General features: G+C 62.0%; 10 protein-coding genes and 1 pseudogene. 5 read left to right on the top strand and 6 right to left on the bottom strand.

All coding sequences use genetic code 11. The features are described from left to right. Positions 1-107: 107 nt before the first annotated feature. Together ACYP5B_RS19325 and ACYP5B_RS19330 are read right to left on the bottom strand one after the other, a co-directional pair. Entirely contained in the window at positions 108-1121 is a 1014-nt protein-coding gene (locus tag ACYP5B_RS19325; protein ID WP_459570781.1) for a Rieske 2Fe-2S domain-containing protein, read from the bottom strand. 35 nt (positions 1122-1156) lie between these two features. Continuing rightward, positions 1157-2149 (bottom strand): PDR/VanB family oxidoreductase, encoded by a 993-nt coding sequence (locus ACYP5B_RS19330; protein WP_459570783.1) that lies wholly within the window; start codon positions 2147-2149, stop codon positions 1157-1159. A gap of 322 nt (positions 2150-2471) precedes the next feature. Here ACYP5B_RS19330 and ACYP5B_RS19335 point away from each other — a divergent pair, with 322 nt between their 5' ends. Then, positions 2472-3215 (top strand): TetR/AcrR family transcriptional regulator, encoded by a 744-nt coding sequence (locus ACYP5B_RS19335; RefSeq protein WP_459570784.1) that lies wholly within the window; start codon positions 2472-2474, stop codon positions 3213-3215. 18 nt (positions 3216-3233) lie between these two features. Here ACYP5B_RS19335 and ACYP5B_RS19340 read toward each other — a convergent pair whose 3' ends face one another. Then, the gene (locus ACYP5B_RS19340; protein WP_459570785.1) at positions 3234-4070 is read right to left on the bottom strand and encodes an IclR family transcriptional regulator; all 837 of its coding nucleotides are present in this window, start codon (positions 4068-4070) and stop codon (positions 3234-3236) included. Positions 4071-4231: 161 nt separating this feature from the next. On the opposite strand from ACYP5B_RS19340, the gene ACYP5B_RS19345 reads away from it, so the two are divergent. Continuing rightward, on the top strand, positions 4232-5089 hold the full coding sequence (locus tag ACYP5B_RS19345; RefSeq protein WP_459570787.1) for a TauD/TfdA dioxygenase family protein: 858 nt from the start codon (positions 4232-4234) through the stop codon (positions 5087-5089). Positions 5090-5162: 73 nt separating this feature from the next. Next, positions 5163-6149 carry a tripartite tricarboxylate transporter substrate binding protein gene (locus ACYP5B_RS19350; protein ID WP_459570788.1) on the top strand — a complete coding sequence of 329 codons (987 nt, stop codon included), beginning with the start codon at positions 5163-5165 and terminating at the stop codon, positions 6147-6149. A gap of 505 nt (positions 6150-6654) precedes the next feature. On the opposite strand, the gene ACYP5B_RS19355 is transcribed toward ACYP5B_RS19350, so the two are convergent. Beyond that, the gene (locus tag ACYP5B_RS19355) at positions 6655-8097 is read right to left on the bottom strand and encodes an ISKra4 family transposase (RefSeq protein WP_459570790.1); all 1443 of its coding nucleotides are present in this window, start codon (positions 8095-8097) and stop codon (positions 6655-6657) included. 141 nt (positions 8098-8238) lie between these two features. Here ACYP5B_RS19355 and ACYP5B_RS19360 point away from each other — a divergent pair, with 141 nt between their 5' ends. Next, positions 8239-8370 (top strand): hypothetical protein, encoded by a 132-nt coding sequence (locus ACYP5B_RS19360; protein ID WP_459570791.1) that lies wholly within the window; start codon positions 8239-8241, stop codon positions 8368-8370. A 349-nt stretch (positions 8371-8719) separates the two neighbouring features. On the opposite strand, the gene ACYP5B_RS19365 is transcribed toward ACYP5B_RS19360, so the two are convergent. Beyond that, positions 8720-9169, bottom strand: a complete 450-nt coding sequence (locus tag ACYP5B_RS19365) for a hypothetical protein (protein ID WP_459570792.1) — start codon at positions 9167-9169, stop codon at positions 8720-8722. Positions 9170-9388: 219 nt separating this feature from the next. Here ACYP5B_RS19365 and ACYP5B_RS19370 point away from each other — a divergent pair. After that, positions 9389-9799: pseudogene (locus ACYP5B_RS19370) on the top strand (transposase); the annotation flags it as partial. A gap of 424 nt (positions 9800-10223) precedes the next feature. On the opposite strand, the gene ACYP5B_RS19375 reads toward ACYP5B_RS19370, so the two are convergent. Continuing rightward, the gene (locus ACYP5B_RS19375; RefSeq protein ID WP_459570793.1) at positions 10224-10544 is read right to left on the bottom strand and encodes a DUF3734 domain-containing protein; all 321 of its coding nucleotides are present in this window, start codon (positions 10542-10544) and stop codon (positions 10224-10226) included. Between the last annotated feature and the right edge of the window lie 115 nt (positions 10545-10659).

The raw sequence follows: 10659 nt of genomic DNA on the forward strand, positions 1-10659 counted from the left end.
GCTGCGCCAGCGCGGGCTGCGCGAGCAACCCTGAGAGCGCGAGGAGTGGCAGTAGCAGAGGGCGTGAGGTCATGTTGTCTCCGGATTCTATTGTTCTGGGCGCGGGGCTAGCAGGCTTCCGCTGCGGCCAGGCGCCGCAGCATGCGCCGTGCCGCCAGCGGGGCCCGGTCCACTGCCAGGTCGATCATGGCGAGGTCGGCGCCATCGTTGCCCCAGTTGGCCTGCTGGTTCTCCATCAGCGCTTTGTCTTCCAGGATTGTCTTGTGGAATTGCTCGGCGATCGTTGCGGTGATGCTGTGGTCGTCAAGCGCGAAGTCGCGGTACATGGCGGAAAACTTAAGGTGCGTGGCGTCCGACTCGGGCGTGCAAGGGCCCACTACCCGAATGTTCCTGACCTGGGCGGGATCGGTATTGCCAACTGGCTCCACGGTGATGTTCAGCCGCACGTTGCCACCCGGCCAGAAACGGATGGATTGCGCGCGCTTGATCTCGCTCCAGCCAAACAAGCGCTGGTAGAGCGGCGGCGCCTCGGCCCGCTCCCAGGTGCGGCGTACTTCCACGTGGGTATCGGCGACCTCGGTTTCCGGGCGCGTCTCCGCTACCTCGCGCGTGCCGACCGTCTTCTCGTGGGCGTAGCTGACGTGAGAGAGATCGAGCACGTTCTCGATATTGAACAGGCAAGGCGCGCGCACCTGCAGGGCGCTCGCGGGCTGGCCGGCATAGCGTCCGGATGTGCAGACCTCCGAAAAATCGGGCACCGTGCCGGCGTCGGCCAGCTCCGGCTTGCCCATCCAGATCCAGACGAAGCCGTCGCGCTCGACGATGGGATAGGCACGAACGCAGGCCTGCGGGGGAATCCGTTCCTGCCCGGGAATGCGCACGCACGCACCACTGCCATCGAAGGTCAGACCATGATAGCCACATTGCACGTGGTCGCCGACCAGGGTACCAAGCGACAGCGAGACGCGCCGGTGGCTGCATCGGTCCTCGATGGCCGCGACCGAGCCGTCTTCCCGCCGATAGAGCAGCACCGGGTCGTTCAACAGCGTACGCGCAAACAATGCACGCGCGATCTCGTGGCTCATGGCCGCCACGTACCAGCAGTTCCTGGGGTAGTTCATTTCTTGTCTCCAGTTGCGTGAAATTTGTCCGGTGGTCATAGGTCAAGCACGAGGCGGCCGCCGCCGAGGCTGCGCGAACAGCAGATCATCATCACATAGCCTTTCTGTCTTTCAGCGGCATCCAGCACGCTGTCACGGTGGTCCGGCGCGCCCTCGATGACACGCGCCGCGCAGGTGCCGCAGAAGCCTTCGCCGCACGAGTAGGGGACATCGGCGCCGGCGTCCAGCGCCACGTCGAGGATCGATCTACCTGCCGGGACGTGCAGCGTCATGCCCGACCTGCACAGCTCGACCGTGAACGACGCCGCCTCCGCCAGCGGGGAGCCCTCTTGCGACGGCGCAACCGCTTTAGCCTTGAAGTACTCCACATGCACCTGGTGCGGCGGCAATGCATCTGTTGCCCGCTCGAAAGCCGCCAACATGGGCGAGGGCCCGCAGCAATAGAAGTGCGCGTCACGGCCGCCGGTGCGGACCGCGCTATCGAGGTCCAGTAGGCCTTGCTGTTCGTCATCGAAATGCAGGTGCACACGCCCCGGCCCGCGCGCCTCCCAGCGTTGCAGCAGGTCGAGAAACGCTGCATGCCGCCGGGTCCGCGTCGCGTAGTGGAGGATCCATTCGCGCCCGAGTTGTTCAAGGCGCTCGATCATGGCGAGCAGCGGCGTGATCCCGATGCCGCCGGCTACCAGGACGGTGCGGTGTCGCCCTTCGTCCAGCCGGAAGTTGTTGCGTGGCGCGCCGATCTTCAACCTGTCGCCCACGCGCAGCGTTTCGTGGAGGTATATGGAACCGCCTCGGCTGGCCGGGTCCCGGTGTACGGCGATGAGATAGTGCTGGCGCTCGCCCGGCGCATTGAGCAGCGAGTAGTGCCGGAGCAATCCGCCGGGCAGTTGCAGCGCGATGTGGGCGCCGGCGTCAAACGCGGGAAGCTCCTGGTTGTCCAGATGACGCAATTCGAATGCGAGCACGTCGGCAGCGGCGAGCGAAACGCTGTGGACCTGGACGTCCAGGAGTGTGTGTTGGGGGAGCATCTGGGGCCTTTTCTGCTGTCTCTTGAATACCGCACTGGCTGCGCACCCTGCATGTGATACGTCGCGAGGGATGCCGTACGGCTTGTCCTTTGCGATAATTAAACACGTAAAATTAAATGGAGGTCAAGGTGGATTTCAAGGACGAGAAGGCGCGATCAAGGGAATCCCGCGTCAGCAAAGGCGCGGCGGACAGGTGGAGGGACGCTGCGCCGGGTAAACACCGAGCCCGCGTTTGTGCCCCGGCTATTGCGACGTAACGCATCGTTCGCACGAAGGTCCCTGTGTTAACATCGCCGCCGGCTACCATACTTTTGCAATGCCAATGAATTCCAGAGCCACGCCCAAGCGCAAGCCGTCACCCGGCATCGAGCAGGAAACCGTCGCCGAAGCGGGCGCGGCGGAATCGGTCGCGCGGCGCACGACCGGCAAGCGGGCACGTTCGGCCGAGGAGAAGGAGGCAGTCCGGCAAGCGCTGATCGACGCCGGGCGGCGTGCCTTTGCCGAGAACGACTATGCGAAGGTCTCGCTAAGGAGCATTGCCGCGGAAGCGGGCTACACGCCTGCCGTGGTCTACCACTATTTCGCGGACAGGCAGGCGCTCTTTCGGGCCGTGCGGGAAACAGACCTGGCCGCGGCGGTGGATTTGCTGGGCGCCACCATGGAGAATTCGCCGGATCCGGCCACGCGCCTGCGCAGGCTGCTCGTGGCGATGCTCAAGCATTGGCGCGCGCACTTCGAGCAATACGAGATTCTGTTTTCCGGCTCCCGCCGGCAGCCGGCGCAGCGAGTCGGTGAGGGGACCCCGTTCGGCCGCACGGACGTGGCGACGCGTGCCTACCAGCTCTATCAAACCGCGGTGCGCGATTTTTTCGAAACGCTGCCCCGGCATCCGATGCCGCTCAAGCTCGCCACCGACAGCATCGTCGTGGCGATCCATGGCGCCGTTGCCGTGCCCATGCACCTGGAGACCATGAAATGGTCGGCCGGGGAGAAACTGGCAACTGCGATCGCGGATGCCTTCATGATGGCCTGGGCCACGGCGGCGAGCGAGCCGGCCGAGCCCTGATGGAGCCGGTGGCGCCGCCTAGTGCCGGCGTAATGACGAATCGGACTCAGCGGGTGCGTCGGGCGCGCGCATGCTGGCACCACTCTCCGCGGCAATGGTCTCGACGCAAGCGATCAGTCCCGGTGCGACCGTGTTGCGCAGGAATGCCTCGGGCAGCTTGAACGCCGGCCCGCCACAGTTCATCGCGTAGATATCGCCATTCGGCATCACGATCGGTACCGCGATCGCATTGATGTCCGGATGCCATTCGCCGAGCGAGATCGTGTAGCCGTGCTGATTGAAGTGCGCGATGGCAGGATCCAGCCCCGCGGCATCATCGGGCCAGCGATTGCCGCCCGCGACTTGCAAGCCACCGATCAGAGTCTGGCGGGAAGTGGAATCCAGCGCGGCCATATAGGCTCGGCCCAGCGCCGAGCTCGCCAGGCCGAGGCGGCCGCCGATGCCTATGCGCATCACGATGGCGGCCGACATCGGACGCGCCGTTTCGATCAGCACCATCTCCAGCCGGTCGCGCACGCCCAAGTGCATGCTGACCCCTACCTGCTCGGCAAAGCGGTGCATATGTGGCCTGGCCAATGCACGAAAATCCATCCGATCCAGAAAGGCCGTCGCGAAAGCCATAACGCCGGGGCCAAGCTCGAAGCGATCCGAGTTGGGCGCCTTGCGCATCAGGCCGGCGCCGAGCAGGGTCGTGACGAGCCGGGAGGCCGTCGGCTTTGGAATGCCGGTTCCCTCGGAGATTTCCTTCAGCGTCACGGGCGCCGGCGCGCTCGCGGCGTACCGCAGGACCGTTAGCCCACGAGCCAGGGCGCTGACCTCTCCCTCGGCAGCGTCGCTCGAACGAGTCTCAGTCATAGGTTCTTTGAGTAACTTTTCCTTGCTCCATTATACGCTCGCGATGCCTGAAAAATGAAACGCTGGCACATCCTATAGGCGTAAACACTGCCTATTTCGGCCTTGTACTCGTCTCTGTCTGTCGTAAAATGAAATTACGTTTCATTATAAATGTTCCAACAATGCCACTAACCATCTCTCCGATCCACCACGACTTCGTTGCCCGGGCTGAAGGCCTCGACCTTTCCCAGCCACTCGCCCCGGGCGATGTTGAAGCGATAGACCATGCCATGGACACCTATGGCGTATTGGTGTTTCGCAAGCAGCCGCTGGCGCCGGAGGCGCAGCTGGCCTTCGCGCGGCACTTCGGCCCGCTTGACCTGGGCTTGCGCAAGGTCTCCAGGTCGGCCAACCGGCTGCATCACGAGGAGCTTCTCGATATCTCCAATGTGGATGAACAGGGCCGGGTGGCGGATAGAAATCATCGGAAGATCGTCGGCAATCTCGCCAACCAGCTTTGGCATAGCGACAGCTCGTTCCAGGATCCCGCCGCGCGCTATTCGATGCTCTCTGCGGCGGTCCTGCCGGACTGGGGCGGGGAAACGGAGTTCTGCGACCTGCGCGCTGCCTACGACAGCCTGCCGCAGCGGTTGAAGTCCGAGATCGAAGGGCTACAGGCCGAGCACTACGCGCTGCACTCGCGCTTCATGCTCGGGGACGATCAATACACGGAAGAACAGCGCAACGCGTTGCCGCCGGTGACATGGCCGCTGGTTCGCACGCATCCCGGGTCCGGGCGCAAACTGTTGTTCATCGGCGTGCATGCCAGCCGCATCGTTGACATGACAGTGGCCGAGGGCCGGATGCTGTTGATGGACCTGCTGGAACACGCGACACAGCCGCAGTTTGTCCATCGCCATGAATGGCAGGTGGGTGACCTCGTCATCTGGGACAACCGGTGTACGCTCCACCGCGGGCGCCGCTACGACCTGTCGGCACGGCGTGAATTGCGGCGTACCACGACGCTCGACGTGCGGTAAGCCACAGGTAAGTGCCAAGGGAAGACCAGACATCACCGACGAGCGCGAGATCGCTCGCACCAAGGAGACAGCAGTGCATCTCAACCGCATCCTCGCGGCAACCGTCTTGCTTGCCCAGATGTTCGCGGCCGGCTCGTCGCTTGCAGCCCAGCCCGATCCCGCCAGCGGCTACCCGAATGCGCCGGTGCGCCTGATCGTGCCATTCCCCGCCGGCGGCCCGACCGATTCGCTGGCGCGGCTCATCGCTCAGAAGCTGCAGGATAAGTGGAAGCAGAGCGTTATCGTCGACAACAAGCCGGGTGCCGGCACCGTGATCGGCACCGACGCGGTGGCCAAGGCGCCCGCGGACGGGCTGACGCTCGGCATGGCCATTTCCGCGTACACCATCAACCCCTCGGTGCGGACCGGCATGCCGTACAACACGTTGAAAGACTTGACGGGCGTGACGCAGCTGGCTGCCGCGCAGATGGTGCTGGTAGCTGCGCCCGGCACGCCGTTCAATACCATTCCGGAATTGGTGGCCTATGCGCGCGCGCATCCCGGCAAGCTGAGCTACGCTTCCCCCGGAGCCGGCACCGGCACGCATCTCGCTGGGGAGCTGTTCAAGAATGCGGCCAGGATCGATATCGTCCACGTTCCCTACAAGGGCAGCGGGCCCGCGCAGACCGACGTGATTGGCGGGCGGGTGGAGCTGATGTTCGATGTCCTGCAGTCCGCGTTGCCCATGGTGCAGTCGGGCCGGCTCAAGGTGATCGCGCTGACCTCGGCCAGACGCGATCGTGGCTTCCCGCAGTACCCGGTGATCGGGGAGACCATTCCCGGATTCGAAGTGACCAGCATGTTCGGACTGATCGCTCCCGCAGGCATACCTGCGGGAATCCGCAAGAGGATCCAGGTCGATGCGGCTTCAGTGGTGCACTCTGCCGAGGTCACCGACAAGCTCGGCGCGCTGGGCATGGTGCCCGTGGGATCTTCGCCAGAGGCGTTCAACGGCTTTATCCAGGCAGAGATCGTCAAATGGGGGAAGGTCGTCAAGGCCAACGACATTCACATCGAGTAAGCGGGCATGCAAGAGCGGCCACAAGGCCCCAACGCGCGTTCCGACACGGCACGCTACGATATGGTAAGCGGTATTCCAGGCTGGGCGGCTCACGCCGCAGGAGATGGTGCGTCGCCACGTGTTGGGCATTGGTCGCGAGCCGAATCGATTGCGCCTAATCTCGCAGCCGCCGCGCGAGCATCCCGAACCGTTGCAGGACCCCATGCTGTGCCGCGCCTGCGGTGAGCGACCAACCACGCGCGTTATGCCCGCGAGCGGCTCGCCAGGAGCAGCGGCCTCATGGCCAACGGCTACGAGCCTTTGGACTTGCGACGTCTCAGCGCGTGCACTGAAGCAATGGGGGGCACTACCGCCGACCAAGGCGTCAATCGTGACGCCCTGGCCAGGAAGGCACTGGCTGGCAGAGCCTTCAATGATTCCATTTGCCGACATGGGGATTCCCTGATGCTTCAACGCGACCGTTGCGCCAGAACTGGCCAAGCGCTTCACCTGTTGACGGAAGCCGTTAAAAAGCCCGGGACGGTCTTTGCCAGGGCCAAGACACACGTCGCTGGCCAATCCATGGAAACTGCCGCTGAGCGAGTTCGTGGAATTCCTGGTTCAAGAGGGCGACGCGCACTTGCACGACACTGTTTGCTCCCGCACGACTCCAACGCATATGTTGGCTTTTACACATGCGACGGCCAACGATTCGATTGATAGATGACTCGACGAAGCCGGTCGCGATTCGTAGGCCGACACGCTGCCGGGTGCGATAGTCGATCAGCGACTCAAGATGGCTATTGAGGTAACTGATCAAATCTATGAGCTTGCAGCGCGCCTGTTTGGCTTCGCGGCTTGAGTTCAGGTCAAGTCTTTCGCGCAGCTCAAGCAGACGACACAGTTCCTTACCGAGCTTCTGCCAACGCACCGTTTGCCCGGTCCACACGAAGCTGCGAAGGCGAACAAACAGATCCCAAAGTTCGAATGCCGATCCGTTGGCCGTAAGCCACCCATACGCCAAAGGCGTAATAGCTTGATCGACGTGTCGCAGCATTCGACCGATGTGCGCCCAGTCGAGAACCCATTCGGTGTCGAACGGAAGGTCGTCAGCAACCCCGGCAAGATCCAGGTCGCCATCAGTCACGACACAGACGTCGTTGGGATCATCGTATCCGCTGTCCTCCAGGAATTTTGTCATTTCTTCCTGCAATCGCTTGGTGCGCGGAATGGCGGAAGCCCAGACCCGTGGTTGTCTGCCAGTCTGGCCTAATGCCGCAACGACGACATCTATCGACGATGAGCTTCTGCCTGCCCCCGCGCGATTGTCCTTGCCGGCTCCCTTGCCATTGCTTCGCGCCCGCCTCACATAGCCGACATCAATGCCCAGCTCGGCAATCGGCTTTATCTCCTCGCACCACCGCCGCACGGGCTGTGCATGCTGGAGGGATTTGCCGACGGCCATTGTGTGATTGCGGATGGTCACGTGACTGTCGCGTCCGGACGTTGGCAACAAGAGGTCCATGACCTGCTTGGCCTGCCGGTAGGGCATAGTGGCGCCGAGTTCGGCATGCAGCCAGCGCAACTCGCCTGTGCTCGGTTCCTGAAGGTAATTCTTGAGCGGCGACACGTACCTCGATCCGTCAGCACCACACTTACATGCTTTCCATCGATCGAGGCAGTAGAAGACCTTGCCGAGCGTGGTCTTCAGTTCGGAGCAATGCCCGTCGTGCACGCGATGGAGCGCGCCGCAGACCTTACAAGCTCGCTGCGACACGCAGTAGCGATCGAGCTGCTCTACGACAAATTCTTGCTGGACGCAATTGAGTAACGAATTGCCTTCTGCAAGGGACAAACCGACGTCGCCGGAGGCTTGGCTGCGGTCGACGCGGTGAAACCGCATCACCTCAACCCGTTTTGCCACCGTGCCATCGCCTTCATCGAATTCGAGAACGATCGTGCATCGCATGTCGGCTCTCCGTCTCTTTGATACCGAGACGATACTCCAATGCAGGGCGGCATCCCAGGCCTTTTAACGGCTTCCCTCAACAAGCGGAGTGCCGGCTGCGCTGGCAAGCTGCGGTAAAGGCCGGCGGTCTCGACAATCACCATGCGTACGTCATCTTCCAACACACTGCCCGACTACGAGGTCTACGCCATCCACTACGCACGGATGCCGCGCGACCGTGCCGATAATTTTTTGGCGACGATCCGCACCGATTTCCGCCGGCCGCAGGCTTAGCGCCACCAGGCTGTCGATCGGGCAACGCAGCAGCTCGCGTCGGCGGCGCGCCGTCGTCGTGGCATTGAAGCCGATGTCGACCAGGATGTTGCGACCGCCACTGTGCACCAGTCACACGAAGACATCCATCGGCATGGGTCCGGTGGCGCTGGCGGCGATGCACGGTGACAGAGACGGCATCACATTGTGGGACCGGTCGCGTCAAGCGGCACGATGAATAATGCGAAATCGCTATGTCACGGTCATCGCTTTAGCGCGGCAGTCAGACGATACGGCGCTGGTGCGACGGCTTTGCTCACATATTGCTTCGCGCCCGGTGGGCATTCGTTCTGAAAGGCGCGAGGCGCGGTCAACGCACTTTGCAGAAAATCGCGGTAATGAAGGGCGCGACATGGTGCACTACGGCGTCGCTGCCTGCTTGTCGCACGCGCTTTTCCACCAATTCCGTGCGGCCGATGACGACCGCGCCGTAGGCAGACTCCGCAAGGGGCTGGCCGCTCCCCTGTTTGAACATCGGGTCGTCTTTCTCATAGCCAAGCACAACATAGACGCGAAAGTCGAATGCTCTCAGGTCGATGTCTTTCGCAAGTTTAAAGGCATTGATCGAGTTCGGTTCGACGCGCATCGGATTCGGTTCGATATACCGGTTCTCCATAAGTGGAGCAATGAACGCGTGTCCGGTCGATTTGCAATCGAGTTGCGCATCTATCGCGAAAGCATGTGACAAGCCCGGAGCTAGCGCGATTAATGCAATCGCTGCGGTCAGCGTGACGCGATTGGTTTTGACAATGTGCTTCATTGTGTCCTTGCCCGGCGAGCGATGCGCCCGCCGCAACAAGACCTGGCTAAGCGCGGATGCATGCCTCATCTTTGCAGCATAGCCCTCGATTCTAGGGGCAGAAATGCTCCTTGCGTGGTGGTGGGTGGCCCACGTGGAGCACATTCACCTCGTGGTATCGCACCCGCTACCCGCGCGTAGAAATCGGCACCTATTTGGGCAATATTGCGTGGGCAGTCTGAGCGCCGTGTGGTTGCGGCCGCGCTCAAGCCTGTCTACACGGTTGCCACGGTTGAGGCCGCCGAGGCGGCGCTGTTGGCCTTCGAGCAAAGCGACTGGGGCAAGCGCTACCCGCCGATTGCAGCCTCCTGGCATCGCGCCTGGGACCGCGTGATTCCATTCTTTGCGTTCCCGCCGGCCATCCGCAAGATCATCTACACCACGAATGCCATCGAGAGCATCAACGCGCAACTGCGTAAGCTCATCAAGACCCGCGGGCACTTCCCGAGCGATGAAGCGGCCACCAAACTGCTGTGGCTAGCCTTGCGCAACATCACCGGCAAGTGGGGCAGCGCCACGCACGACTGGAAAGCCGCCATGAACCAGTTCGCGATCCTCTACGAGGATCGCTTCACACAACCCCATCGCTGAGATAGGATCAAAGGCCTGCCCGGCAGGCAGGCCTTTAGCCTTGCACACAAAAATCCTGACACCCCCGAGTTAACAGGGGCAACGCCCAGACTGTTGAGCGTAAACGTCAGGTCACCGCCCGACACCCAGATTTATGCAACGACGCTCTTCATCACAACGGCAGTAATACACACTTTTTATCGCAAATATTGCTGCCAATCTGGCAATACACCGTGGCGATACATCGCCCAGGAATGCACGCACTCGATCGGCGCGTCGCCCACTGCGGCCATCGACTGCACGCCCTGGTCGCGAATTAAGCTGCTGCTCTTCTTTCCAGTTCCGTGGGGAGCTCCAGGGTGCTTCGGTCGGACTGGGGTACCGAGCTGGCCTGGCGGTGAACATCGTGGGTCACGAACCCCCGTTTGCTGCTTGGCACTTCGAATCAGTCCCGAAGTGCGAACGAAGCCCCAATGTCTTCCAGGCCGCAATCCTCCATCGCGTCAATGCTGAATTCGTAGTCCTTGTGGTGTCCCTCGTAAGGCTTCTTCTTGTAGATCAGGTGCGCCACTTTGATCGAACAACCATGGGCCGCCTCTTCGGCAAGACGGAACAAGGGATCTGTCTTGCGTTGATCTGCGGGAACCTGCGCAAGTAGCGTTTTGATGAAGAGGGCGTGCTTCTGACGATTCGCAAGCAGATTGGTGATCGCGCGTGTACGACTTGAGTACTGAATGTCCTTGGCACGCTCCGATACGTCAAGCAATGTTGATAATATCGCCATCCGTGGGCAATGTGACTGCGCGAAAAAAGGCCGGCATATCTGCCGGCCAAGCGTCCTTGCGCCCAGTGAACAAAGGCAAGGTCGATATGACTTGTCT

Source organism: Cupriavidus sp. 8B (assembly GCF_054589115.1).

Coding starts and splice junctions, on each gene's coding strand:
- ACYP5B_RS19360 (WP_459570791.1), top strand. CDS start 8,239: ATGCGTACGTCATCTTCCAACACACTGCCCGACTACGAGGTCTACGCC.
- ACYP5B_RS19355 (WP_459570790.1), bottom strand. CDS start 8,097: ATGCGATGCACGATCGTTCTCGAATTCGATGAAGGCGATGGCACGGTG.
- ACYP5B_RS19340 (WP_459570785.1), bottom strand. CDS start 4,070: ATGACTGAGACTCGTTCGAGCGACGCTGCCGAGGGAGAGGTCAGCGCC.
- ACYP5B_RS19325 (WP_459570781.1), bottom strand. CDS start 1,121: ATGAACTACCCCAGGAACTGCTGGTACGTGGCGGCCATGAGCCACGAG.
- ACYP5B_RS19345 (WP_459570787.1), top strand. CDS start 4,232: ATGCCACTAACCATCTCTCCGATCCACCACGACTTCGTTGCCCGGGCT.
- ACYP5B_RS19335 (WP_459570784.1), top strand. CDS start 2,472: ATGAATTCCAGAGCCACGCCCAAGCGCAAGCCGTCACCCGGCATCGAG.
- ACYP5B_RS19365 (WP_459570792.1), bottom strand. CDS start 9,169: ATGAAGCACATTGTCAAAACCAATCGCGTCACGCTGACCGCAGCGATT.
- ACYP5B_RS19330 (WP_459570783.1), bottom strand. CDS start 2,149: ATGCTCCCCCAACACACACTCCTGGACGTCCAGGTCCACAGCGTTTCG.